Origin of the sequence: Krasilnikovia sp. M28-CT-15 (assembly GCF_047159595.1) — a bacterium.
Lineage (GTDB): Bacteria > Actinomycetota > Actinomycetes > Mycobacteriales > Micromonosporaceae > Actinoplanes.
In genome coordinates, this window is record NZ_BAAGAK010000001.1 from 4,566,472 (window position 1) to 4,590,826 (window position 24,355).

The 24,355-nt window shown below is 71.8% G+C and carries 22 protein-coding genes and 1 riboswitch; of the genes, 14 read left to right on the forward strand and 8 right to left on the reverse strand.

The window, feature by feature from the left end; translation table 11 throughout:
- Positions 1 to 19: 19 nt before the first annotated feature.
- On the reverse strand, positions 20 to 553 hold the full coding sequence (locus ACMCNO_RS20815; RefSeq protein WP_412751126.1) for a YlcI/YnfO family protein: 534 nt from the start codon (positions 551 to 553) through the stop codon (positions 20 to 22).
- A 233-nt stretch (positions 554 to 786) separates the two neighbouring features.
- Here ACMCNO_RS20815 and ACMCNO_RS20820 point away from each other — a divergent pair, with 233 nt between their 5' ends.
- Positions 787 to 1,878: a hypothetical protein gene (locus tag ACMCNO_RS20820; RefSeq protein ID WP_412751127.1), complete on the forward strand. Its 1,092-nt coding sequence runs from the start codon at positions 787 to 789 to the stop codon at positions 1,876 to 1,878.
- 265 nt (positions 1,879 to 2,143) lie between these two features.
- Positions 2,144 to 3,163, forward strand: coding sequence for a M15 family metallopeptidase (locus ACMCNO_RS20825; RefSeq protein WP_412751128.1), 1,020 nt, complete (start codon positions 2,144 to 2,146; stop codon positions 3,161 to 3,163).
- Between the two features lie 45 nt (positions 3,164 to 3,208).
- On the opposite strand, the gene ACMCNO_RS20830 is transcribed toward ACMCNO_RS20825, so the two are convergent.
- Both ACMCNO_RS20830 and ACMCNO_RS20835 read right to left on the reverse strand, forming a co-directional pair.
- The gene (locus ACMCNO_RS20830; protein ID WP_412751129.1) at positions 3,209 to 3,724 is read right to left on the reverse strand and encodes a flavin reductase family protein; all 516 of its coding nucleotides are present in this window, start codon (positions 3,722 to 3,724) and stop codon (positions 3,209 to 3,211) included.
- Positions 3,721 to 4,233 (reverse strand): NADPH-dependent FMN reductase, encoded by a 513-nt coding sequence (locus ACMCNO_RS20835; protein ID WP_412751130.1) that lies wholly within the window; start codon positions 4,231 to 4,233, stop codon positions 3,721 to 3,723. The genes ACMCNO_RS20830 and ACMCNO_RS20835 overlap by 4 nt, the downstream gene beginning before the upstream one ends.
- Positions 4,234 to 4,522: 289 nt before the next feature.
- On the opposite strand from ACMCNO_RS20835, the gene ACMCNO_RS20840 reads away from it, so the two are divergent.
- The 4 genes from ACMCNO_RS20840 to ACMCNO_RS20855 all read left to right on the forward strand — a co-directional run bounded on the left by ACMCNO_RS20840 (position 4,523) and on the right by ACMCNO_RS20855 (position 8,284).
- The gene (locus ACMCNO_RS20840; RefSeq protein ID WP_412751131.1) at positions 4,523 to 5,437 is read left to right on the forward strand and encodes a LysR family transcriptional regulator; all 915 of its coding nucleotides are present in this window, start codon (positions 4,523 to 4,525) and stop codon (positions 5,435 to 5,437) included.
- An 82-nt stretch (positions 5,438 to 5,519) separates the two neighbouring features.
- Positions 5,520 to 5,631: riboswitch (SAM riboswitch) on the forward strand.
- A gap of 255 nt (positions 5,632 to 5,886) precedes the next feature.
- Positions 5,887 to 6,744, forward strand: a complete 858-nt coding sequence (locus tag ACMCNO_RS20845) for an ABC transporter substrate-binding protein (RefSeq protein ID WP_412751132.1) — start codon at positions 5,887 to 5,889, stop codon at positions 6,742 to 6,744.
- Between the two features lie 35 nt (positions 6,745 to 6,779).
- Positions 6,780 to 7,556: an amino acid ABC transporter permease gene (locus ACMCNO_RS20850; protein ID WP_412751133.1), complete on the forward strand. Its 777-nt coding sequence runs from the start codon at positions 6,780 to 6,782 to the stop codon at positions 7,554 to 7,556.
- Entirely contained in the window at positions 7,553 to 8,284 is a 732-nt protein-coding gene (locus ACMCNO_RS20855) for an amino acid ABC transporter ATP-binding protein (protein ID WP_412751134.1), read from the forward strand. Before ACMCNO_RS20850 ends, ACMCNO_RS20855 begins: the two co-directional genes overlap by 4 nt.
- Here the strand turns inward: ACMCNO_RS20855 and ACMCNO_RS20860 are convergent.
- The 3 genes from ACMCNO_RS20860 to ACMCNO_RS20870 form a co-directional block, all read right to left on the reverse strand.
- Positions 8,281 to 8,862 (reverse strand): dihydrofolate reductase family protein, encoded by a 582-nt coding sequence (locus ACMCNO_RS20860; protein ID WP_412751135.1) that lies wholly within the window; start codon positions 8,860 to 8,862, stop codon positions 8,281 to 8,283. The two genes, ACMCNO_RS20855 and ACMCNO_RS20860, sit on opposite strands and share 4 nt — an antisense overlap.
- Before the next feature lie 185 nt (positions 8,863 to 9,047).
- Entirely contained in the window at positions 9,048 to 10,106 is a 1,059-nt protein-coding gene (locus tag ACMCNO_RS20865) for a neprosin family prolyl endopeptidase (RefSeq protein ID WP_412751136.1), read from the reverse strand.
- Between the two features lie 330 nt (positions 10,107 to 10,436).
- Positions 10,437 to 11,216 carry an enoyl-CoA hydratase/isomerase family protein gene (locus ACMCNO_RS20870; protein ID WP_412751137.1) on the reverse strand — a complete coding sequence of 260 codons (780 nt, stop codon included), beginning with the start codon at positions 11,214 to 11,216 and terminating at the stop codon, positions 10,437 to 10,439.
- A gap of 236 nt (positions 11,217 to 11,452) precedes the next feature.
- Here ACMCNO_RS20870 and ACMCNO_RS20875 point away from each other — a divergent pair, with 236 nt between their 5' ends.
- Positions 11,453 to 12,730 (forward strand): diguanylate cyclase domain-containing protein, encoded by a 1,278-nt coding sequence (locus ACMCNO_RS20875; protein ID WP_412751138.1) that lies wholly within the window; start codon positions 11,453 to 11,455, stop codon positions 12,728 to 12,730.
- 14 nt (positions 12,731 to 12,744) lie between these two features.
- Here ACMCNO_RS20875 and ACMCNO_RS20880 read toward each other — a convergent pair whose 3' ends face one another.
- Complete coding sequence (locus tag ACMCNO_RS20880; RefSeq protein WP_412753763.1) at positions 12,745 to 13,770, reverse strand: fatty acid desaturase family protein; 1,026 nt, start codon at positions 13,768 to 13,770, stop codon at positions 12,745 to 12,747.
- Between the two features lie 133 nt (positions 13,771 to 13,903).
- On the opposite strand from ACMCNO_RS20880, the gene ACMCNO_RS20885 reads away from it, so the two are divergent.
- From ACMCNO_RS20885 to ACMCNO_RS20905, 5 genes are all read left to right on the forward strand, one after another.
- Positions 13,904 to 15,190 carry a sensor histidine kinase gene (locus tag ACMCNO_RS20885; protein WP_412751139.1) on the forward strand — a complete coding sequence of 429 codons (1,287 nt, stop codon included), beginning with the start codon at positions 13,904 to 13,906 and terminating at the stop codon, positions 15,188 to 15,190.
- On the forward strand, positions 15,142 to 15,777 hold the full coding sequence (locus ACMCNO_RS20890) for a LuxR C-terminal-related transcriptional regulator (protein ID WP_412751140.1): 636 nt from the start codon (positions 15,142 to 15,144) through the stop codon (positions 15,775 to 15,777). Before ACMCNO_RS20885 ends, ACMCNO_RS20890 begins: the two co-directional genes overlap by 49 nt.
- A gap of 480 nt (positions 15,778 to 16,257) precedes the next feature.
- Entirely contained in the window at positions 16,258 to 17,952 is a 1,695-nt protein-coding gene (locus tag ACMCNO_RS20895) for a glycosyltransferase family 2 protein (protein WP_412751141.1), read from the forward strand.
- The gene (locus ACMCNO_RS20900; RefSeq protein ID WP_412751142.1) at positions 17,949 to 19,898 is read left to right on the forward strand and encodes a galactose oxidase-like domain-containing protein; all 1,950 of its coding nucleotides are present in this window, start codon (positions 17,949 to 17,951) and stop codon (positions 19,896 to 19,898) included. The genes ACMCNO_RS20895 and ACMCNO_RS20900 overlap by 4 nt, the downstream gene beginning before the upstream one ends.
- 3 nt (positions 19,899 to 19,901) lie before the next feature.
- Positions 19,902 to 21,038: a glycoside hydrolase family 6 protein gene (locus ACMCNO_RS20905; protein ID WP_412751143.1), complete on the forward strand. Its 1,137-nt coding sequence runs from the start codon at positions 19,902 to 19,904 to the stop codon at positions 21,036 to 21,038.
- A gap of 10 nt (positions 21,039 to 21,048) precedes the next feature.
- Here the strand turns inward: ACMCNO_RS20905 and ACMCNO_RS20910 are convergent, their stop codons facing one another.
- Positions 21,049 to 21,675: a TIGR03086 family metal-binding protein gene (locus ACMCNO_RS20910; protein ID WP_412751144.1), complete on the reverse strand. Its 627-nt coding sequence runs from the start codon at positions 21,673 to 21,675 to the stop codon at positions 21,049 to 21,051.
- Positions 21,676 to 21,740: 65 nt separating this feature from the next.
- On the opposite strand from ACMCNO_RS20910, the gene ACMCNO_RS20915 reads away from it, so the two are divergent.
- Both ACMCNO_RS20915 and ACMCNO_RS20920 read left to right on the forward strand, forming a co-directional pair.
- Positions 21,741 to 22,178 carry a MarR family winged helix-turn-helix transcriptional regulator gene (locus tag ACMCNO_RS20915; RefSeq protein ID WP_412751145.1) on the forward strand — a complete coding sequence of 146 codons (438 nt, stop codon included), beginning with the start codon at positions 21,741 to 21,743 and terminating at the stop codon, positions 22,176 to 22,178.
- A gap of 204 nt (positions 22,179 to 22,382) precedes the next feature.
- Entirely contained in the window at positions 22,383 to 24,242 is a 1,860-nt protein-coding gene (locus ACMCNO_RS20920; protein WP_412751146.1) for an ABC transporter ATP-binding protein, read from the forward strand.
- Positions 24,243 to 24,355 lie beyond the last annotated feature (113 nt).

Genomic DNA, 24,355 nt, shown 5'->3' on the forward strand with positions numbered 1-24,355 from the left:
GGGAAAGCGCGCGGTGCGGCTAGCGCACCCAGCCGGTGAAGCCCTGCTTGGTTCGTTTCCCGCCGCCGCGGGGCTCGGGCCGCTGCTCGGAGTCGGGCCGCTGCAGGGCGGCGGCCGCTGCCCGGACCAGCCAGGCGTTGACCGAGCGGCCCTGGTTGGCTGCGGCCTCCTCGATGGCGGCCTTGAGCTGCTCGGGCAGGCGCACGTTGATCCGCGCGGCGGGGCCGTCCTCGGCGATCAGCGGGCCGCCGTCGGGCGCGCGGTCGGCGGTCGCCGCGGCGTCCTCGGCCGGGAGCGCGAGTGGCTCGGTGGGCGGTGGGGTCACGACGAAGTTCGGATCGCGTCCGCGCAGGCGCAGCTCCACCGAGCCCGGGGCCAGGTCCCGGGTGATCTCGTCGGCGGCGGCCGACAGCGCGTCCAGCAGCGTCATCCGGATCGCCGACTCGAGCGACCCGCTCAGGCGCTCGACCAGCGCACGCGTCTCCGCACCGCCGGCTTCGGCAAGCGTGGCGAACTCACGCCCGAGGTTGCTCACATACGAGGTCAAGTCCATGGTGCCATGGTGGCACACGGATGGCACCACCGCAAGCCATTCTGGCTCAGGATGGTGCCAGGTTGGCACCGATCGCGGTCACCGACGTCTCCGTACGGTGCCGTCGGTGTCCCCCGGCCCCGCACCCAGGCCGCGGGAGCGCCCCCCGAAACCGGGCCGCCCCGCACACAGGCCGCGGAAGGCCCCCGAAACCGGGCCAGCACCCCGGTCGCTGCTGCGGCACAATGGCCGCCATGCGTGTCCGAGCAGCCGTCGTCACCACGGCCGTCCTCCTCGCCGCGACCGGCTGCAACGACGAGCCGACCAGGGTGTCCGGCGCTCAGCCGCCGATCGCATTCCCGTCCGCACCCGGACAGAGCGCCGGCCCGCCGGCCGGCGCCGGATCGGCGGGCCCGGCGACCACCCCGCCCGGCCCGGCGCCATCGACCACGGCGACGTCCGCGGCCCGGGCGGCCACCGCTGCCTGCGACCCGGTTCCGGCGGGCAGCCACTGGCGCGCCACCGTCTCCCGGCTGCCCCGGCATCCCCGGTCGGCCACCTACGTGGCCAGCATCGGCACCGGCGCCGCCCTGACCGCCGACTTCGGCTCGGGGCAGTGGGACGGCGGCCCGATCGGCATCCCGGTGACCGTCGCGCGGGCCGGCACCGCCCGCGTCCCGGTGCGATTCGAGTACGCCGACGAAAGCGACCCCGGCCCGTACCCGATTCCCCGCAACGCCAAAGTCGAGGGTGGTCCCGGCGCCAGCGGCGACCGGCACATCATCGTCTACGACCCCGCGGCCTGCCGGGCGTACGAACTGTTCGACGCCCACCCCGCGGGCAACGGCGGCTGGCGGGCCGGGTCCGGCGCCGTCTACAACCTGCGCAGCCAGCGGCTACGCCCGGACGGCTGGACGTCCGCCGATGCCGCGGGCCTGCCGGTCCTGGCCGGGCTCGTCCGGTACGAGGAGGTCGCCGCGGGCCACGTCGACCACGCACTGCGCATCACCGTGCCGCGCTCGCAGGCGGCGCACCTGTGGCCGGCCCGCCACGACGCCGGCCGCAAGGACCCGGCGCTGCCCCCGATGGGGCTGCGGCTGCGGCTGCGGGCCGGCGTGGACCCGAACCGCTTCCCACCCCAGGCCCGGGCCATCGTGCGGGCCCTGCAACGCTACGGCGCCGTCGTGGCCGACAACGGCTCCGCCTGGTACGTCAGCGGCACGCCCGACGAACGGTGGAACAACGACCAGCTGCACACGCTCAAGCGGCTCACCGGCGCCGACTTCGAGGCCGTCGACGCCACCCGGCTGATGGTCAACCGGAACTCGGCGGCCGCGCGCGGGTAGCCGGGGGCGGGCGGCGAGGCAACCGGCCCGCTCCGCCTCGGGGACCCCGGCTGCACCCGCCGGGCCTCAGTGTCGTCTGGAACCTCGGGGCTCAGCCGTGCTCTCACGCCGGCGCCTGGCCCGGGCGGACTCACGCCGGAACGGACCGGTGATTCGCCCGCTGCCCAGCCCTGACTGACCAGGCGGAGGGGCATACCCAGTGGCGAGACGACCGGACGTTCGACCGGACAGGCAGCACCGGGCCCGATCCCGGCGACTTCTCACCGTGGCGATCACCGCGTCGCTGGCGGCAGGTCTGGTGGCCGCCGCACCCAGCCCGGCCTCGGCTCAGGTCCCGCGCAGCGCGCAGCGCTGGGCCTCGCTGATGCACCGCAGCCTCACCCCGACCCCGCAGTATCTGCGGGTCCGCAAGACGCTGACCGCCGAGCGGGCCAGCCTCGCGACCCGGTCCCGCCGGGTCACCACGGCCCGCAGCGCGCAGAACGCCGCGCAGGCCGCGCTCACGACGGCCGTCGCCACCGACGCGGCCGCCCGTACCCGGTACGTGCTCGCCAAGGAGGCGCTGACCAGTGCGCGAAACCGGCTGATCGTGGTGTCGCTGCAGCGGCCGCGCGACGCCGCCGCAGTGACCCGGGCGAAAGGCGCGGTCTCCGCCGCCGCGACGGCGGTGCGCAACCACCGGGTGCGGGCGCGCACCGCTGGGACCGCGCTGACAACAGCACGGGCCACCTCCCGGCGCACCACGGTCGCGCTGGACCGGGCGATCGCCAGGTGGCGCACCAAGTCCGCGACGGTCCGGACGTATCAGCGCAGGCTCATCGCCCTCGACCACTCCGCCGAGATCGCCGCGCAGGCCGCCGCTATCAGCCGCGGCGTCGTCACGGAGGTCCAGGCGGGGTTCACGGTCGCCGACACCACCACGGTCAACGGCATCACCGTGCACAAGAGCGTCGCGTTCGCGTTCCGGCGGATGCTCAACGACGCACAGAGCCACGGGATCGCGCTGTCCGGTGGCGGGTTCCGGACCAGGCAGCAGCAGATCGAACTGCGCCAGATCAACGGCTGCCCCGACATCTGGACCGCGCCGGCCTCGTCGTGCCGGGTGCCGACCGCGATTCCCGGCCGGTCGTTGCACGAGGTCGGCCTGGCTGTCGACCTCACGTCCGATGGCGCGTCGCTCACCAGGAACAGCGCCGCGTTCCGGTGGCTGACCGTGAACGCCCGCAAGTACGGGTACGTGAACCTGCCGTCGGAGCCGTGGCACTGGTCGATCACCGGCGCCTGATCGCTGTCCCATGTCGCGGCGGCACCGCCGGCGCCCCCCGTACCGTCACTGGTCGCTCTGTCGCTGGATCCGGCCGAACCGGCTGCGGTGGAAGACCAGCGGCGAGCGGTCGCTCACCCCGGCGTGATGCGCGGCCAGCAGGCGGAGCAGCACGATGGTGTGGTCACCCGCGAGCACCTCACGATGGATGGTCGTCTCGAAGTGGGCCAGCCCGTCGTCGAGCGTGACCGCACCGAGCGGCGTCGCGGTCAGCGGCAGTCCGTCGAATCGCCGCGCGGGAGCTCCCGCCAGCTGGCGGGCCACCGTGGAGTGATGGTCCGCCAGGATCGTGACGCCCAGGTGCACCGCGCGACGCAGGTCGGGCCACGTCTTCGAGGCGTTGGCGATGGAGAACGACACCAGCGGCGGGTCCAGGCTGACCGAGGTGAACGAGCTGGCCGCCAGGCCCACGGGCACACCGTCGACCAGCGCGGCGACCGCCACCACCCCGCTGGGGAAGATGCCGAACACCTCGCGCAGCCGCAGATGGTCGAGGTCCTGATTGGTACGCAACGCGGTCATGCGCTCCCCTCCCGGGTCCGCAGGTGAGCGTCGACGACGGGTCTCGTGGCCGCCAGCCAGTCGGCGTAGGCGGCGGGGTCGTCGTGGTGCCGGTCGATGACGAACAGCCCCCGTCCCGGCACGGTCGCGCCGAGCTCGGTGAGCACCGGCCGCAGCGTCAGCTCGGCCGCCAGCTGGTGTTGCGGACCGGCGCCGAGCAGCAGCGGCACGGCGAGGCCGCGCAGACCCGTCCCGCCCGCGAACCGGTCGAGGAAGAGTTTGAGCAGGCCGGTGTAGGTGCCCTTGTAGGTGGGGCTGGCCGCCACGACGAGGTCCGCCGCGCCGACCTCGTCCACCAGCGCGGCCACCTGCGGGTCCGCCCAGTCCAACAGCGCCGGGCCGAGCGTGGCCAGGTCGACGGTCAGGTCGGGGTCGTGCCCGGCGAGTTGCCGGGCGACGTACCGCGCCGCCGCGAGGGTGCGGCTGGCCGGGCGCGGGTTGCCGGCCACGACCGCGACGCGGGCGCTCACGACGCCACCGCCACTGCCGTGCCCTGGACGATGTGGCCGGTGGTGTTCATCACGGATGCGGCGAAATGCAAGGGTCGATCTGCCATACGTCACTCCGGTACGACGGGGCGGTCTCGGTACTCGGATGGAATGGGCCGGACCGGCATGGACGAGGGGGTTGTTCGGCCGATCACCAGCATGTACCCAATGACTATAGAGTTAGTAGGATATTGCCGCGCAAGCGGTTCCCTGGAAGGCGTTGCCGATCACCCGGACGCCATCTCCGATCACCCCGGCCCCGGAGTGCACCATGCGCATCGAACAGCTCGAATACCTCACCGCCGTGACCCGCTTCGGCTCCCTGCGCCGCGCCAGCGAACAACTGCACGTCTCCCAGCCGGCCCTCAGCGAGGCCATCCGCAAGCTCGAACGTGAACTCGGCGTGACACTGCTCGACCGGCACCGCTCCGGTGCGCGGATCAGCCTGGCCGGCCGGGAACTGCTCCAGCCGATCGTCGACGTTCTGGAGTCGGTCGCACGGCTCAAGGCCACCGCCGGCGACCAACTGGCCGCGCGACGGCTGTTGCGCATCGGCACCGTCAACGCGGGCACCGCCTCGCTCGTGCTGCCCGCCGTACGAGCCTTCCAGGCGGCGTACGCGGGCGCCGCGGTCGAGGTGCGCAACCTGCAACAGGACGACATCCACGTGTCGCTGGCCGAAGGCACCCTGGACCTCGGCCTGGTCAACCTGCTCGACGGCGACGACGTACCGCCCGGCCTCGAACCCACTCCCCTGCTGCTGGGCCGTCCGGCCGCGGTGCTGCCCGCCAGCCATCCGCTCACGGCACAGTCCGAGGTCTCGGCGGACGACCTGCGCGCGGAACGCTTCGTCGCGATGCGCTCCGGCTACCTCATGTACCGCTTCGCCCACCGCCTCTTCGGCTCCGACCTGCCCGCCGCGTGGCACTCCACCGACGGCGCCGAGATGGGCAAGATGATGGTCGCCGAAGGCATCGGGCTCACCGTCCTGCCGGACTACAGCGTCCTCGGCGATCCGCTCGAACGCGCCGGCATGATCGTGACCAGACCGCTGGCCGGCGACACCACGGTGATCACGATGACCGCGTTGCACCGGCGACGCGCCCGGGTGCTGCCCGCCGTCCAGCAGATGCTGGGTCACCTGCGGGAGCAGGCGCGGCAGCCGTTGCAGGCGCGCACAGCCTGACCGGCGGAGTCAGCGCAAAGGTCGTGAGCGTGGTCATATCGGCTGGACGATCCACCGACCCGGGCTGCTAGCCTCGTCGGCAGGTCATGAGCGCCAGCATCAAGCCCCGGCTTGCTGGCCGGCAACCCTCCTCCGCGGTGGGGTGCCCCGGGTGAAGACCAGGCATCGGAGCACGCTCCGTGCAAGCGTGGCCTGGCCCCCCAGGTCAAACCCGACCTAGGAGAGCAATGATTTCCCGCCGCTGTGCCGCATCGCCAGACGCCGGCCCGATGCCGGCTCTGACCCGGCGGCGGCACATCGACATGATGCGGGTGTGCAGCGCGGCGTGTCGCCGCGCCACCGCGCGTTAAGCGCACCGCACCCCGCTTCCCTTCCCGCGGTGGGCGCATCTCGCCGTCCGACCGGACCCTTGTGCCCGCCGCACCGATCACCCCTTCTCGGAGAACCCTGTGCGATTCCTGCCTGCCCTCACCCGGGCCGCCGCCCTCGCCGCCGCTGCGATCCTCGGCGCCACCCTGCTCACGGCGTGCGGCGACGACACGAAGTCCGGCTCAGCCGACAACCCGTACGGCCTGCTGCAGCCCGGTGTGCTGCGCACCGGCACCCTCACCGACGCCCCGCCGAACGTCTACCTCAAGGACGGCAAGTTCACCGGCTTCGACAACGACCTGCTCACCGCGGTCGCGGCCAAGATCGACCTGAAGGTGGAGTTCGTCGGCACCGACTTCGCCGCCCTGCTGTCGCAGGTCAACAACCACAAGTTCGACGTGGGCAGTTCCTCGATCACCGTGACCGAGGCTCGCAAGAAGACGGTCGACTTCGGCAACGGATACGACTTCGGCTACTTCGGGCTCGACGTCCCGGCGAACTCCTCGATCACCGGCTTCGACCAGCTGACCGGCAAGCGGGTGGTGGTCGTGCAGGGCACGGTCCAGGACGACTACGCCACCGGCAAGGGCCTCAACCCGGTACGGGTGCCCGACTACAACGGCGCCGTCAACCAGCTCAAGGCGGGCACCGCCGACGCCTGGATCGCCCCCGCGGAGATCGGCGAGAAGTCGGCCGCGGACAGTGGATCCAAGATCAAGGTGGCGGCCAAGCAGCTCAGCCCCGCCCCGACCGCGTACGCGGTGGCGAAGGGCAACGACGCGTTGCGCGCGGCGCTGAACACCGGCCTCGACCAGGTCATCGCGGACGGCACCTGGAAGCGGCTGCAGGAGCAGTACTACCCGGGCCGCCCGATCCCGGCCGGTTTCACGCCGGGCAGTGGTCAGGCGGCGCCGTCCGCGTCCGCGTCGGCGTCCTGACCGGTGACGACTGAGCGGGGGGCGGTGACCGGCCGATGGAATCGGTGAGCACGCTGTGGGAGACGTTCTTCGACTGGCCGTCGATGCGCGCCGCGCTGCCCGAGATGCTGACCGTCGGGCTGCGCAACACGCTGGTCCTGGCGGTCTCCGCCGCCCTGCTCGGCTCCGTGCTGGGCCTGCTGCTGGCCGTCGCGGGGATCTCGCGGACCCGCTGGCTGCGCTGGCCCGCACGCGTCTACACCGACGTGTTCCGCGGCCTGCCGGCCGCGGCGACCATCCTGTTGATCGGGGTCGGCCTGGCACCGCTCGGCATGGAGATCTGGGGGCCCAACCCGTACCCGCTGGGCATCCTCGCGCTGTCTCTGATCGCTGCCGCGTACATCGGTGAGATCTTCCGGTCCGGCATCCAGTCCGTGGAGGCCGCACAGCTCGAAGGGGCACGCGCGCTGGGCTTCTCCTGGGCCGAGGCGATGCGCCTGGTGATCATTCCGCAGGGGATCCGCCGAGTGCTGCCGGCCTGGGTGAACCAGCTGATCGCGCTGATCAAAGACTCCAGTCTGGTGTACTTCCTCGGGCTGGTGGCCAGCCAGCGGGAACTGTTCCGGATCGGGCAGGACCACGCGGCCACCACCGGCAACGAGTCCGCGCTGCTGCTGGCCGGGCTCTTCTATCTCGCGCTGACCGTGCCGCTGACGCACGCGGTCAACTGGATCGACCAGCGGCTGCGCCACGGCCGCCAGGTGAGCGTCCCCGCGGCGGACGACGACGAAGAACCCGCGCTGTCCGGCGCGGGAGCGGGGAGCGAGCGATGACCGGTTCGGTGAGCCTGAGCCTGCGCGACATCCACCTGGCGTTCGGGTCGACCAAGGTTCTGCGCGGCGCGGACCTCGAGGTGGCCCGCGGGCAGACCGCGTGTGTCATCGGCCCCTCGGGGTCGGGCAAGTCGACGCTGCTGCGCACCATCAACCGGCTGATCGAACCGGAGCGCGGCGACGTGCTGCTGGACGGGCGCAGCGTACTGCGCGACGACCCGGACCGCCTGCGGCAGCGGATCGGCATGGTGTTCCAGCAGTTCAACCTGTTCCCGCACATGAGCGTGCTGCGCAACATCACCCTCGCGCTGCGCAAGCTCAAGGGGCTCTCCGAGGACGAGGCCGTGGCGCTCGCCCGCAGTCAGCTCGAGCTGGTGGGGCTCGCCGCGAAGGCCGACGCCCGTCCGGCGCACCTGTCCGGCGGGCAGCAGCAGCGGGTCGCGATCGCCCGCGCGCTGGCGTTGACGCCGCAGGTGATGCTGTTCGACGAGGCCACCTCCGCACTCGACCCCGAGCTGGTCAAGGGCGTCCTGGGCCTGATGGCCGACCTCGCGGCCCAGGGCATGACCATGGTCGTGGTCACCCACGAGATGGGCTTCGCCCGCGAGGTCGCCGACACGGTGGCCTTCATGGACCGCGGGGTGGTGCTGGAGGCCGGCGCACCGGCCGCGATCTTCGAGGGAGCCGCCCATCCCCGGCTGCGCAGCTTCCTGTCCCAGGTCCTCTAGGGCTGCGCACCGCCGGGCGGGCCGGTCAGCACGGTGGGGACGTACTCGAGCAGTTGAAGCCGGCCGTCGAACGTGCGGCTGGCGACCATCTCGAGGGCCACGTCGGGGTATCCGTCGTAGATGCGCTCTCGTCCGGTGCTGCCCGTCACCACGGGGAAGATCACCAGGCGGAACCGGTCCACCAGCCCGGCGGCCAGCAGCGACCGGCACAGCGCCAGGCTGCCCAGCGTACGCATCGGGCTCGTACCGTGCTGCTTCATCTCCCGCACGGCGCCCACCGCATCCTGGCCGACCAGCCGGGTGTTCGCCCACGACAGCGGCGGCCGCAGGGTGCTGGAGAACACCACCTTGGACATCCGGCCCATCTCCGCGAAGGCCGCGTCATCGGGGTCGGCCGCGGCCATCGCGGACATGAGCCGGTAGGTGTTCGCGCCCATCAGTACGGTGTGCCCGCGCTCCGGCTGCTGATCCAGCCACTCGAGATACTCGGGTCCCTCGAGTCCCCACCAGCCCGGCCAGCCGTCCGCCGCGGCGTAGCCGTCGAGCGAGGCGATGAAGTCGATCATTACTTCCGGCATGCGTATCCCTCCCCTGCGGACGAGGATCGGCCGACCTGAGGCCGTGAACCTCCTCAGACCATGACTAGCAGGCCTCGAGGTCGACGTGACCGCAACGGTCCGGGTTCCGCCCGGTCGGTACCACGAGCGGCCCAGGGCAGCCGGTCCCCGGGCCGCGGTCGTCCCCCCTCCGCCGACGGGACTGCTCAGCAGGCGCCGGGTCCGCCGTACCGGAAGGTCCGGTTGCTCAGCGGGACCACGGTGTACACGCTGGGCACGGCGTAGGTGGACAGGTTCACGTCGAGCAGGCTCAGGAACGACACGCTGCCGACGCGGGCCGCGCCGGTGTTGCTGGCGGGCAGGCCGTTGCCCATGTCGGTGCAGGGCTGGGCGTTGGGCGAGGCGACCTCACCGAAGTACTGCACCGTGCCGGTGACGGTGAACTGTCCACCCCAGAGACTGTCCGGGAAGTAGCCCACCCACTCCGTGTCGTACGCGACCCACCAGGCACCGTTGTAGTGCTGGATGCCGAGCTGCCTGCTCACGCCCTGCGGCAGCGTGTCGCCCGGTTTGATGTTCTGGCTGTACTGGACGAAGCCGCACGCGTTGTAGCAGGTCTCCCCGTGGTTCACCCAGTGATACACGAACAGGTGGGGGTCGCTGTCGCCGTTGACCGTGCGGTCCACGTTCCAGCCGACCTCGGCGATGTGCGCACCGTCGAGCGACTGCACGCTCATTTCGGCCAGCGTGTGGTAGTCCCCCGCCGCCAGCTCGGGTTTGGCGATGGTGAAGTTCGCGTAGGTGCCGCTGAACAGCAGTCCCCCGAGGCTGACGTTCTGCGTTCCGACGGAGTAGAAGTAGTTGACCTGCGAGCCGCCGCCCGGTACCGGTTCCTTGAACGCGGGCGGTTTCGGCGCGACGACGTCGGTGGTGCCCTGCTTGACCACACCCTTGCGGGTGCTGAGGCCCTTGGGGGCGAACTCGGGGTCCGGGTCGGTGGACCCGCTGGTGTCCGCGGGTGCGACGTCGGCGCCCTCGGCCGCGACCTCGGCGCTGCTGGCGCCGGGTTCCGCCTGGGTGAGATCGGTCGGCGCCCCGCCCCAGGGCAGGGCCGGCGGTGGGGCGGCGCCGTCCGGGCCGGAGTCCGGCGCGGCACTCGACGACGCCGTGGTGGACGGGCCGTCCGGATCGCTCGGGGAGGTCGCCCCGGCGACGGGGCCGGTGTTCTCGGCCGCGCCGGCGTTGAGCGTCCAGACGATGCTCATCGATCCGACGGTGACTAGGGATAAGCCGGCGGCGATGAGACCGCGGCGGGAGATCGGCACGTGTCAGTCCTCATTGCTCGGGGGGTCGGAGGCGGGCGAGGGGGATGCCTCCGGCACCGTTCTCGACGGCGGTGACGACGATATAGCCGTCTCGATCGAACGGATCCCCACAATGGAGGTTTCCGCCTTTACGGCCGAGGCTGCGGACCGATCCGGCGACTCCCGACGGTGGAGTGAACACCACCCGTATCGACACCGTGGCGCTCAGCACATACCGTGTTCCCCGTAAAGAGGCAAAGTATCAGAGGTTCTTTCAGGTTCGGCCCCGGCCTATTCGCCCCGGAACACCGGGGCACGGCGCTGCAGGCTCGCCTCGATGCCTTCGGCACTGTCGCGGGTCGCCCACAGCATCTGCTGTTCGGCGAGCTCATGGTCGAGCGCCTGCTGGACCCGCGCCGCCAGGTCGGCGCGCAGGGTCTGCCGGATGGACCGGACCGCCAGCGGCGCGCAAGCGGCGATCTGCAGCGCCAGCTCCTGGGCGGTGACGCGGAGCAGGCCCGGCTCCGCGAGCCGGTCGGCCAGACCGATACGTACGGCCTCCTCGCCGCCGACCCGCCGCGCGGTCAGCAGCATGTCGGCCGCCGCCTGACGGCCCACCAGCTCCGGCAGGGTGACGCTCAGGCCGAAGCCCTGGTGGAAGCCCAGCCGTGCGAAGTTCGCCACGAACCGCGTCGACGCCTCCGCGACCCGGAAGTCGGCAGCGCACGCCAGGCCCAGCCCGCCGCCCACGGCGCTGCCCTGCACGGCGGCGATCACCGGCGTCCGCAGTTCGAACAGCCGGACCGCCCACCGGTACAGGCCCTGCGCCGCGGCCGCCCGGTCGCGGACGAACTCACCCTCGCCGAGGTCCGCACCGGCGCAGAAGTGCTTCCCCTGCGACGCCAGGATGATCGCCCGGCAGGCGGGGTCGTCGTCCAGCGTGCGCGCGGCATCGACGAGCCGCGCCAGCAGGGACTCGTCGACGTGGTTCGCGGGCGGGCGGCGCATCTCCAGCAGGGCCACGCCGTCCGCGACGGTGACCGACAGATCCGTGCTGGTTTCCGAACCCACCGCTTGCCTCCGTGCCCGACGACGAATTACCCCGACACCTTGCCATACGCTCCGGCCGGTCCGACCCGGATCGGGCATTCGCGCGGATCGGCATACCCGCACCGTCGGCCGGCTGAGGGGCGCGCGGCGGCGTGGTCCCCGCTGTGCCGATCTTCGGCCGCCGTGGGTCTCAGGACCCGCGGACAGCGGCCGATCGGAAGGCAACAGAAGCGGACTGGCGCTGGATGGTGATGGGCGTGAGCGACGGGCGTACGGCGTCGGCAACCCTTGCAGGAGCGGGGGACGCCTGGTTCCAGGCCCTGGTGGATCTGTCCCCGGACACCATCTTCGTGATCTGCGACGGATATCACGTTTTCGCGAACGCCCGCGGTCTGCGACTGCTGGGGGCGCGCACCATCACCGACCTGCAGGACCGGCCGGCGATCGAGTTCATGCACCCGGACTACCGGGACCCCGGGGCGGCCCGGATGCGCTCGCTGACCGCCGACGGCGAGCCGCTGCAGTACGTCGAGGAGAAGCTGGTCCGCCTCGACGGCGGGGTGGTGGACATCGAGGCCGCCGGCACGCCGCTGGAGTTCCAGGGCCGTCCTGCGGCGCTCATCGTCGCCCGGGAGATCACCGCCCGCAAGCGCGCGGAGGCCGAACTCGCCGCCGCCCAGCAGCGCTTCCAGGCGGCATTCCGCAACGCGCCCACCGGGATGGCGATCCTCGACGCCACGGGATCGGTGACCGAGACGAACCCCGCTCTGGAGGCCCTGCTGGCCGAGCCCGCCGACGCCATCGTGGGCAGGCCGTACTGGCAGTGGGTCGACGTGACCGACCGGCAGCTGGCACGTGCCGGCTTCCACGCCCTGGCCGCCGGGTCGATCGACTCCAGCCGGGGTGACCTGCGCTTCCGCCGCTGCGACGGCACGGATGCCTGGGTGCATGTCCGCCTGGGCGCGCTCGCCGACAGCGGCTCGTACGTGGCCCACCTGAGCGACGTGACCGCCGCCAAGGCCGCCGAGCAGGAGCTGACCCAGCAGGCCCGGATGGACCCGCTGACCGAACTGCCGAACCGGGCGACGCTGCTGGAGCACCTGGCCCGCGCGCTGGACAAGCGGGTGAGCGACGTGGCGGTGCTCTTCCTCGACCTGGACGGCTTCAAGCAGATCAACGACGGGTACGGCCACGCCGCCGGCGACGAGCTGCTGCGCTCCATGGGGCGGCGGTTGCGGGGCGCGATCCGCTCGGAGGACTTCGTGGGGCGCCTCGGGGGCGACGAGTTCGTCGCGATCCTCACCGGGCCCGACTGCGAACGGCGCGCGCAGGGGCTGACCACGCGCATCCGCGACGTGGTGCGGCAGCCGGTTGCGCTGGCCGTCGGCGAGGTCAGCGTGGACGTGAGCGTCGGCGTGGCCGTGGGCACCGGCACGGCGTACGACGCCAAGGGTCTGCTGGCCGCGGCCGACGGCGCGATGTACCGGACCAAGACGGCCCGGCACGCCGCAGCGCTCGCCCACCAGAACGGCTGACCGCCGGACCCGGCCTATCCCCGCGCCACGCGCTCACGCAGCGGCGCGCCGACCTCGTGCAGGTGCCGCAGCGCCTGCCGGTACGACTCCAACAGGCTCGTCTGCTCGTAGGCGACACCGATCTCGGCGCAGTACGCCTCGACGATCGGCTGCGCCTTGCGCAGGTTCGGGGTCGGCATCGCCGGGAACAGGTGGTGCTCGATCTGGTAGTTCAGCCCGCCCAGCAGCGCGTCCGTGAGCCGCCCCCCGGTCACGTTGCGTGAGGTGAGCACCTGCTTGCGCAGGAAGTCCTCGGTGCCGTCCGGGTGCGGCATGCCCTTGTGGTTCGGCGCGAACGTCATGCCCAGGTAGACGCCGAACATCGCCTGGTGCACGACGAGGAACCCGATCGCCTGCGCCGGGGACAGGACCAGCCACAGCGCCGCCAGATAGCCCGCCACGTGCACCACCAGCAGGGCCGCTTCGAGGTTGCGGCGTTTCATGTCGCCGCGGATCAGCGCCTTGACGCTGGAGACCTTCAGGTCGATGCCGAGCAGCGTGAGCAGCGGGAAGAACAAGCCCGCCTGGTGGCGGGCGATGAAACCCTTCAGCCCGCGCCGGCCCCACGCGGACTCGGTGGCCCAGATCAGCACCTCGGGCGCCACGTCCGGGTCGAGATCGTCATGGTTCGGGTTGTTGTGATGGCGGGTGTGCTTCTCCATCCACCAGCCGTAACTCATCCCGACGCCGAGGTTGCCCGCGATCCGTCCGGCGACCTCGCCGGGCCGCTTCGTCCGGAAGACCTGGCGGTGAGCGAGGTCGTGCGCCACCAACGCCACCTGCGCGAACGTCACGGCGAGGAAGGCGGCCACGGCCAGCGTCCACCACGACGAACCGACCAGGAAGAACGCCGTCCAGCCGCCGAGCAGGGCCAGCGACACGGCGCTCAGGCGCACGGCGTAGTAGGACGGCCTGCGTTCCAGCAGCCCGGCACGGGTCACCCGCCGGTTCAGTTCGGCGAAGTCGCTTCCGGTCGTCGGCCGTGGGGGCTCCGTCGTCATCGTCATGGCATCCAGGCTCGCCGCCGGCCGCGGACCGGTCAGGAGTGTCAGACCCCCACGGATGGTGGTGCTAGCACCCGCGCGGGGGCAGCGGGCACCCGCGCATGGTGAGAGCCGGGAAGAATGGAGAACCATGGAGACACGGTCGTGGGTGCGCGGCGGCCTGCGCGCTGTCGGCGGTGGCGCCGTCACGGCCGGTATGGCGATCACCAACCTGCTGCTGCTGGTGGTGACGGTGGTCGCGCTCGTACTCATCCCGGTGCCGTTCCTCGGCCTGGCCCTGCTGCCGTGGGTGATGGCTCTGGTGCGCAAGCGGGCCGACCTGGAGCGGCGGCTGGCCGGGCGGGCGGGGATCGCCATCGCGTCGCCCTACCGGCCGCGCCCGGAACGTGCCCTGCCCGGCGGCTGGCGGCGTTTCCGGTGGATCGTGACCGACCCGGCCACCTGGCGGGACCTGGCCTGGCTCGTACCCGGCGCCGTCGTCGGCCTCGGGCTGGGCCTGCTGGCGGTGGCCGTCCCGCTGTACGGCGTCGAAGGCATCACGCTGCTCCCGCTCTGGCTCTACCTGGGCGTCGACTGGTACGGCTACGGCGTCTTCTGGCCGATCGAGAACGTCGCGCAGGGGTTGCTCTCGGCGCCGCAGGGCGTGCTGTTTCTGGCCGTGGGGCTCGGCGTCGCGCCGCTGCTGCTCACCGTCAACGCCCGGTTCACCAAGCTCTTCCTGGCCCCGACGAAGGCCGCCGAGCTGCGCCTGCGGGTCGCCCAGCTGACGGTCACCCGGGCCGACACGGTGGACGCACAGGCCGCCGAGCTGCGCCGGATCGAGCGGGATCTGCACGACGGCGCGCAGGCCCGGCTGGTGTCGCTGGGCATGACGATCGGCCTGGCCGAGGAGATGCTGGAGCGGGATCCGGCCGCGGCCCGCAGGCTGCTCACCGAGGCCCGCGAGGTCAGCGGCGCGGCCCTGCTGGAACTGCGCAACCTGGTCCGCGGGATCCATCCGCCGGTGCTGGCGGAACGCGGCCTCGACGGCGCGGTACGCGCGCTCGCGATGAGCCTGCCGCTGCCGATCACCGTCGAGCTGGACCTGCCCGGGCGGCCGGAGACCCCGGTCGAGTCCGCGGCCTACTTCGCCGCGGCGGAGGCGCTGGCCAACGTGGTGCGGCACAGCCGCGCGGGCACCGCCCAGGTGTCGATCCGGTTCGCGGGCGGACTGCTGGCGCTCATCGTGTGCGACGACGGCGTCGGCGGCGCGGACCCGTCCCGCGGGACGGGCCTGCGGGGCATCCAGCGTCGCCTGGCCGCCTTCGATGGCACCATGACGGTGTCCTCGCCGCCCGGCGGTCCGACGGTTGTGATGATGGAGTTGCCGTGCGTGTTGTCCTCGCCGAAGACCTCGCCCTCCTCCGGGACGGCCTGACCCGGCTGCTGGAGGCGTTCGACTTCGAGGTGGTCGAGGCGGTCGACAACGGCCCGGCGTTGCTGCCGGCGCTGATCCGGCACCGCCCGGATGTCGCCGTGGTCGACGTCCGGCTGCCGCCGACCTTCACGGATGAGGGACTGCAGGCGGCGATCGCGGCCCGTAGCCAGGTGCCCGGCCTGCCGATCCTGGTGCTCTCCCAGCACGTCGAGCCGCTGTACGCCCGCGAGTTGCTCAGCGACCGCGACGGCGGGGTCGGATACCTGCTCAAGGACCGGATCTCGAACGTCGCCCAGTTCATCGACGCGGTGCGGCGCGTCGCCGACGGCGGCACCGCCATGGACCCCGAGGTGGTGTCGCAGCTGCTGGCCCGCCGGGAGCCGCTGGCCGTGCTGACCGCCCGCGAGCGCGAGGTGCTCGGCGAGATGGCTGAGGGCCGGTCGAACGCGGCCATCGCGGCGAAGCTGTTCATCACGGAGAAGGCCGTCAGCAAGCACATCAACAACATCTTCACGAAGCTGGGCATGCCGCCCTCGGATGACGACAACCGGCGCGTGCTGGCCGTGCTCACCTACCTCAACGCATAGCCGGCCGGACAAGCCATCTGCACCACCTCGTATTACGGATGTATCCGTATTTCTCCGTATTCATCTTCGTGACGATCCTCTCCTGAACCGCCCTCGCTTAGGCGTCTGCCGTCGCGGTGTGCAACTGTCTTGACCGAACACACCGTCATCTGAGCAGCTCGCAGCAATGTGGACGCTACTTGATGACTGCGGAAAGTGACGGTTGTGGTTAGTGCGAGCACCATCGGCGGCGCTCGCTCGTCAGCCGCCACCCGGTCGTCCCGTTCCGGCCAGGCGATCCCCGGTCCGACGTGGAGGATGTCGATGAGTCTTGTGCACACCCCGCAACCGGGTGCAGCGCACCGTCACACCGAGTCACCATCCGCGGATGAGACTCGCACCATTCCAGCGCCCAGAACCGCGCCCGACCTGGAGAGACTGGACGCCGGCGATGATCAGCCGGACACTGCTGCGCCCGGATACAGCTACAGCGAGTACAGCATGCTGGCCGGTCCCGCGGAGCAGCCCGGCGCGGACTCGGAGTCCGCTCCGTACCGGGTGAAAATGCGCCGCCTTGCCCGGCGTCGTCCGTTTGCCACCCTGCTGATCACCTTGTTCGCCTTCGCATTCGAGGGGACGTTCTTCGGCTGGCTGCTCGCCGCCATCGAACTGCCCGACTCGGGCCTGCATCCCGTCCTGTTCGGCGCGACCATCTTCATGATCGTCGCGACCGTGCTGATCGAACTGTTCCGCCTGATCAATGTGGTCACGCTGTGCCTGTCGAGCATCTGGGCCCGCGACCCGCAGCCGGTCGTCGCCGACCCGACGCTGCGGGTGGCCTTCCTGACCACCATCGTGCCCGGCAAGGAACCGCTGGAGATGGTGGAACGCACGCTGGTCGCCGCGAAGGACGTCCGGTACGCCGGCGAACTCGACGTCTGGCTGCTGGACGAGGGCGACGACCCCGAGGTCCGCGCGTTGTGCGAACGCATCGGCGTGCGGCACTACACGCGACACGGGTTGGCGCAGTACAACACCCCGGCGGGCGCCTACAAGGCCAGGACGAAGCACGGCAACTACAACTCGTGGGTCGACCGGCACGGCGACGGGTACGACGTCTTCGTCTCCGTCGACCCGGACCACGTGCCGCAGCCCAACTTCTGCGAGCGTCTGCTCGGCTACTTCCGCGACCCGGATGTCGCGTTCGTGGTCGGCCCGCAGGTGTACGGCAACTACGACGGCGTGGTCACCCGGTGGGCCGAGTCGCAGCAGTACCTGTTCCACTCGTTGCTGCAGCGGGCCGGCAACAAGCGGGGCATCGCGATGCTCGTCGGCACCAACAACGCGGTGCGCATCTCCGCCCTGCGCAGCATCGGTGGCCTGCAGGACTCGATCACCGAGGACATGGCCACCAGCCTGGTCCTGCATCGCACGAAGAACCCGGAGACGGGCAAACGCTGGCGCTCGGTGTACACCCCGGACGTGCTGGCGGTCGGCGAGGGACCGTCGTCCTGGACCGACTACTTCAGCCAGCAGCACCGCTGGTCGCGTGGCACCGACGAGGTGGTCGTGCGGCAGTTCGCCAAGCTGTGCTGGCGGCTCGGATTCGGGCGGGCACTCCACTACGGACTGCTGATGTCGTACTACCCGCTGACCGCGCTCGCCTGGGTGCTGGGCGCCGCCGTGGCGGTGTGCTATCTGCTGCTGGGCGCGAAGGGTGTGCAGGTGCCGCAGGAGGTGTGGTTGATGCTGTACGTCGACGCCGCGCTGTTCCAGATCGGCCTGTACGTGTTCAACCGCCGGCACAACGTGAGCCCGCACGAGACCGCGGGCTCCTCCGGGGCCGCGGGAATGCTGATCTCCACGCTGTCCACGCCGATCTACGTGGCGTCGTACTTCGGCGCGCTGCTCGGCCGCAAGGCGGGCTTCGTCGTGACGCCCAAGGGCGACTCGACCAGCCCGGACCGCCCACTCACCTTCCGGCACAGCCTGCTCTGGGCCGCGTTCTTCGGCGCGCTGCTGGCAGCCTCCCCGTTCCTCGGGCACGTGGACGGGGCGATGTGGCTGTGGCCCAGCCTCAACCTGGCGATCTGCCTGCTGCCGATCACCATCTGGCGCGTTCAGGCCACGCTGGCCCGGCGCCGGGGCGCCGGCCGGCGGACACCGACCCCGACGATGGAGAAGACGTACGCATGAGGCAACGCACCCGTCCCGCTCTCGCTCGCAGGCTGGGCAACAGCCTGGTCGCCGTGCTGGTGCTCGGCATCGTCGCCGTCGTGAACCGGCCGATGGTCGCCGGCGCCGCGGAGGCACTGCACGACTTCAGCATCAACCGCCAGTCCTACAAGCAGGCGTACGGCCACTGGGCCGGCCTGCCGGTGCCCGCGGACTTCCGGATCAACGCGATCCACGCGGCGCTGCTGCACACCGGCAAGGTGCTCATCGTCGCCGGCAGCGGCAACAACCGGGAGGCGTTCGAGGCCGGCACGTTCCGGACCGTCCTCTACGACCCCGCGACGGACCGGTTCAGCGAGGTGCCCACGCCCACCGACGTGTTCTGCGCCGGTCACACCTTCCTGCCGAACGGCAACCTGCTCATCGCCGGCGGCACCGAGAAGTACGAGGTGCTGCCGGAGAACATCGAGCACGCCTACGGCGTCATGAAGCTGAAGAACGAGTCCGCCACCGGCAGCGCCCGCACGTTCCCCAAGGGCACCAAGCTGCGCTCGGAAGGTGGCTACGAGTACCAGACCCGCGACGACGTGACCCTGCCCGCGGCCACGCAGATGAAGCACGGCCACAAGGTGATGACCCACCCGGGCGAGGTCGAGGTCTTCGTCGACGCGGTCGAGAAGGGCGACGCCCCGATCGTCACGGCGCCGCAGCAGTACACCGTGGAGGGTCTGACCGGCAAGGACCGGCGGAACATCTACGGCCTCTCCGACAAGATCACCCGGGAGAAGCAGGAGTACGGCGGCGACGAGGAGTCGTACGAGTTCGATCCGCTGACCGAGCGGTACATCCGGGTCGGCGACATGGTGAAGAACCGCTGGTACCCGACGCTCGCCGAGCTGCCCAACGGCGACGTGCTGGCGGTGTCCGGACTGGACGAGTTCGGCCGGATGATCCCGGGCGACAACGAGAAGTACATCGCCGCGCAGAAGCGGTGGGTCGACGCTCCGGAACTCCAGCGGACCTTCCCCACCTACCCGGCACTGCACCTGATGGAGAACGGGAATCTGTTCTACTCCGGTTCCAACGCCGGCTACGGCTCGGACACCGTGGGCCGTACCCCGGGCGTCTGGGACGTCCGGACCAACAGGTTCACCGAGGTCCCCGGCCTGCGTGACCCGCGGCTGACCGAGACGAGCACCTCGGTGCTGCTGGCGCCCGCACAGGAGCAGAAGGTGATGATCCTCGGCGGTGGCGGGATCGGCGAGTCCGAGGTCTCCACCCGGCGCACCGACATCATCGACCTGAGGCAGACGGAGCCGCGCTACCAGCCCGGCCCGGACCTGCCCGCGCCCGCCCGCTACCTGAGCGCGGTGCTGCTGCCCGACGACACCGTCTTCACCACCGGCGGCTCCTCCGGGTACCGCGGCGGCAGGTACGGCGACCTGACCCGTAGCGACCTGTTCAACGCGCAGATCTACCGGCCGTCCGAGAACGCCTTCGCCACGGCCGCGGAGTCGACCGTGGGGCGCAACTACCACTCCGAGGCGATCCTGCTGCCCGACGGCCGGGTGGTCACGTTGGGCAGCGACCCGCTGTACGACGAGGCGGGCAAGGGGCCGGGGACGTTCGAGAAGCGGATCGAGGTGTACTCACCGCCGTACCTGTACCAGGGTGAGCGGCCGGCGATCACCGGCGGGCCGGAGCAGGTGCAGCGGGGCACCACCGTGGGGTTCGACACCCCGCAGGCGGCCCGGATCACCGCGGCGCGCCTGGTCCGGCCCAGCGCGGTCACCCACGTGCTCGACGTGGACCAGCGCTCCGTCGCGCTGGACGTGACCCCGAAGACGGGTGGGGTGGACCTGTCCATCCCCAAGTCGAAGGGCCTGGTGCCGTCCGGCTGGTACATGCTGTTCCTGCTGGACGACAGGCAGGTGCCGTCGGTAGCCCGCTGGGTCCGGGTGAGCTGACTCATGGCCGGCCACGCCAGACCGCCGCGCCGCGCTGTCCAGCTGCTGCTGGCGGCGGGCGCGGTGGGCGCGGTCGTCGCGGCAGTCGCGGTGACGGCGGTCGTGCGGGGCGACAGCCAGGACGCCGGGCCGGTCCCGGTGCGCCCGAATGCCGGCACCGTCAGCGGTCCACCACCGACGGCCGGCAGTTCGCCCGCGACACCGGCCCCGCCGTCCGGCCCGACCGGCGGTGCCACCGCCGCCGGGCCGTTGTCCGGAAAGGCGTTCTACGTCGACCGCAGCGGGGCGGCGGCCAGGCAGGTCACGACGTACGAGAAGGCCGGGCGGGCCGCGGACGCCCGGCTGATCCGCCGCATCGCCGACCAGCCCGCCGCGACGTGGTTCGGCGATGCGTCGAGCGGATCCGCCGCCCGGGCCCGCGCGCTGGTCACCGCCGCGACCCGCGCCGGCACCGTGCCGGTCCTGACGATGTACAACATCCCGCACCGCGACTGCGCCGGGCACTCCCGGGGCGGCGCATCGAGCGCGGACGCCTACCGGTCCTACGTGGCAACCATGGCGAAGGCGTTGCAGGGCCACCGGGCCGTGGTGATCCTCGAGCCGGACGCGGTCGCCCAGGCCGTGCAGGGATGCCTGGACGCCGGGCGCACGGCAGAGCGGTTCGCTCTGCTGGCCGGGGCGATCGAGACACTGCGACGAAACCCCGGCGTGATCGTCTACCTTGACGCGGGCAACCCGACCTGGATCACCGACCTCGCTGCACTGGCGGCCGCGCTGCGCCGGGCCGGGGTGCAGCGCAGCCACGGCTTCGCGCTCAACGTGGCCAACTTCGAGACCACCGCGGACAACCTCACGTACGGGGGGGCGCTGTCCCGGCAACTCGGCGGCGCCCGCTTCGTGGTGGACACCAGCCGCAACGGCGCCGGTCCCGCCGCGCGCGGGTCCACCTCCGACGGGCACTGGTGCAACCCGGCCGGCCGTAAGCTCGGCGAGCCGCCCACCACGCGCACCCGGCATCCGCTGGTGGACGCGTACCTGTGGGTCAAGCGGCCCGGCGAGTCCGACGGCGCCTGCGGCAACGGCGCTCCGCCCGCGGGACAGTGGTGGGCTGACTACGCGCTCGGGCTCGCCCGCCCGTGACGGTCGGTGGTCACTTCGGTGACTGCCACCCCGCTCCGGACGGCCCCCGGGCCGGGGCTGGGTCGCGGCCCAGCAGCAGGAGGATCGTGTCCAGGGTTTCGGCGTCGTCCGGCACCCGCAGGCCCGGCCCGAATGCGGCGCCCGGCGCCCGGCGCGCCGGTCCGTCCGGCACGGCGGACGCGATCGGCAGTGCCAGGTCGAGGGCCGCGCGCGGGGGCCGGTAGGCGGTGCCGATCGTGCGTGCCACGTCCCACCCGTGCACCACGTAATCCACCAGGTGGAACCCGATGGCGATCTGCCCGGGAACGGAACGCCCCAGGTCGGGCAGGAAGAAGTCGCGCTCCGGCACGCCGTCGGCGGTGAAGGCCGCGATGACCTCGTGCGCGGCCGCGGCGTACGCCCGCACCGGATCGTCGGTGTCCGCCGTCCGCCAGGCCGCCTCGTCGGCGCCGCGTCCCGCCGCGGCCGCCGCGAAGCCGCGGTGCTGGGCGGTCATGTGCGCGAGCAGGGCGCGCAGATCCCAGCCGGTGCAGGGCGTCGGCCGCGCGAGATCGGCGACCGCGACCTCGGCGACCACCTCGACACTGTGGCGCGTCGCCGCCGCGTCGGCTTCGAGCAAGGCATCATTCGTACGCATGGGGATACGATAAGCTGTCACCTACGATTACGCCATGGCGGGCGGGATGACGAAGGGATCGACGAATGCCGGCGCAGGACAGGGCCGATCTCGGCGCCATGGTGATGCATCTCGGCCGCCGGATCCTGGCGATGGAGCGGCCGATCCTGGCGCGTCACGACATCTCCATGTGGGGTTACGTCGTGCTGAGCGCGCTGCGCGACCAGCCGATGCGCACCCAGGTCGCACTGGCCACCAGCATCGGCGCGGACAAGACCCGGCTCATCGCGGTGCTCGACGAGCTGCAACGCCGCGCCCTGATCAGGCGCGAGCCCGACCCGGCCGACCGGCGGGCGCGGCTGCTCGGGCTGACCCCCGCCGGGCGCCGCCTGCACCAGCGCATCCGGGCCGACATCCGGGCCGCGGAGCAGGACCTGCTGGCCGCGCTCGCCGAGGCGGACCGGACGACATTCCTCGCCGCCCTGGCGATCCTCGACGACCCGCCGCCGGGTCAGCCGGAGTAGCGGAATCCGGTGCTCGCCGGGACGAGTCCCGGTCTTACCCGCGCGCGACGGTACCAGGCCACAAATAGGAGGCGAGGCGCCACGAAAGCTCCTAGCCTCACCCGGAGATGAACGCCCATCCGGCACGAAGAAGGAGACCGAACATGAGGACGTCCGGCGGATCGCCCCGTTCCCTGTCTGTCTCCACCGCCGGAAAGGCACTTCGTGTCAGGTCTGTTCGACAACCCTGTTGATCCCTTCCCGACCGGCAACAACCCCACCCCGGCCCCGGGCGTCCGACGGTTCCTCCTGCAGGAGCTGCGGCCGCTGCGGCCGGTCGTAGCAGCCGCCGTCGCCTCCACCATCCTGTGCGCCGTGATCGAGGTGTGGCTCATCGGGTACGCCGGGCGCCTCGTCGACACGCTCGCGGCGGCGAACCCGGACACGTTCTGGGCCGACCACGGCACGGAACTGCTCACCGTGGCGGTGTTCGTGCTGCTGATCCGGCCGCTGGTCAATGTGGTCAGTGAGGCGCTGGACAACATCGCGTTCCGCGCCAATGCCCGCCCCCTCGTGCGCTGGCGGGCGCACCGGTACGTGTCGCGGCAGTCCGTCGGCTGGTTCCGCGACGACCTCGCCGGGCGCATCGCCAGCTGGGTCCGCGACGGCGGCGATGCCGCCGCCACCGCCGCGTACTCGGTCATCCACACGCTCGTGTTCGTGGTCGCCTACATCGCGGGCTCGATGTGGCTGATGTCCGCGATGGACGGACGCCTGCTCCTCCCGCTGTGCGCCTGGCTCGTGGCGTATCTGCTGCTGATGCGGTGGGCGGTGCCGCGGTACCGGTGCGCGTCGGCCCGTCTGCAGGACGCCGAGTCCGTCCTGACCGGGCTGCTCGTGGACTCGTACGCCAACGTCGAGACGCTCGCGCTGCTCGGCGGCGGGGACGCCCGCACCGAGCACGATCGCCGGGTGTTCGCGCGGGCCAGGCGCGCGCACCTGGACCTGCAGCGGGTCGAGGTGACGATCAACAGCGCCATGATGGCGCTCGGCAGCGCGCTGCTCGTCGGACTCGTGGGATACGGGATCGTGCTCTGGCGTACCGATGCCGCACCGCTGGGTCTGGTCGCGGCCGCGCTGGCGCTCAGTTTCCGGATCAACGCGACGGCCGAGTGGCTGCTGGATGCCGTGTCGTCGCTGTTCGGGTCCGTCGGCGCGCTGCGGCAGGCGCTGCGGACCATCGCCCAGCCGCTCGCGGTCGCCGACAAGCCCGGGGCCGCCGCCCTTGCGGTGCGGGGCGGAGCCATCAGCTTCGCGCGGGTCAGCCACCACTACGGCCGCGGTGCGGGCGGGCTCGACCGGCTGGTCCTCGACGTCGCGGCCGGTGAACGCGTCGGCATCGTCGGCCGCTCCGGTGCGGGCAAGTCCACGCTGGTCGGCCTGCTGCTGCGGTTCCATGACGCGGAGTCCGGCTCGATCACGATCGACGGCACCGACATCAGGGACGTGACGCAGGAGAGCCTGCGCGACCGGATCGCCATGGTGGCCCAGGAGGCCACGCTGCTGCACCGTTCGGTCCGGGAGAACATCGCCGGACCCGCCGGTGCCGACGACGCCCGCATCGAGGCGGCGGTGCGCCGGGCGTCGGCCCACGGATTCGTCGCCGCGCTGCGGGACGCGGACGGCCGGACCGGCCTGGATGCCCATGTCGGCGAGCGCGGCGTACGCCTGTCCGGTGGCCAGCGGCAGCGGATCGCGCTGGCCCGCGCGTTCTACCGCGACGCGCCGATCCTGGTGCTGGACGAGGCCACCTCCGCGCTCGACTCGGAGGCGGAGGCCGCCATCCACGACATGCTCGGTGAGGTGATGGCCGGCCGTACCGTGATCGCGATCGCGCACCGGCTGTCCACCATCGCCCGGATGGACCGGATCGTGGTCCTCGACGCCGGCCGGATCACCGAGCAGGGCACCCATGCGGAGCTGCTGGAGCGCGGCGGGATCTACGCGGACCTGTGGTCACGGCAGGCCGGCGGGTTCCTCGGCACCACGGTGGGCGGGGACGCGGCACCGGCGCGCCCCCGCTGATCGGCGCTCGGACTCGCCCGGTCCGGCTGTCAGCCGCCTTCGCACACGGCCGGAGAGAAGAAAGACAAGAAATCCTCGGATCGACGGCAACCCCGGCGCGCCTCCCCGCATGT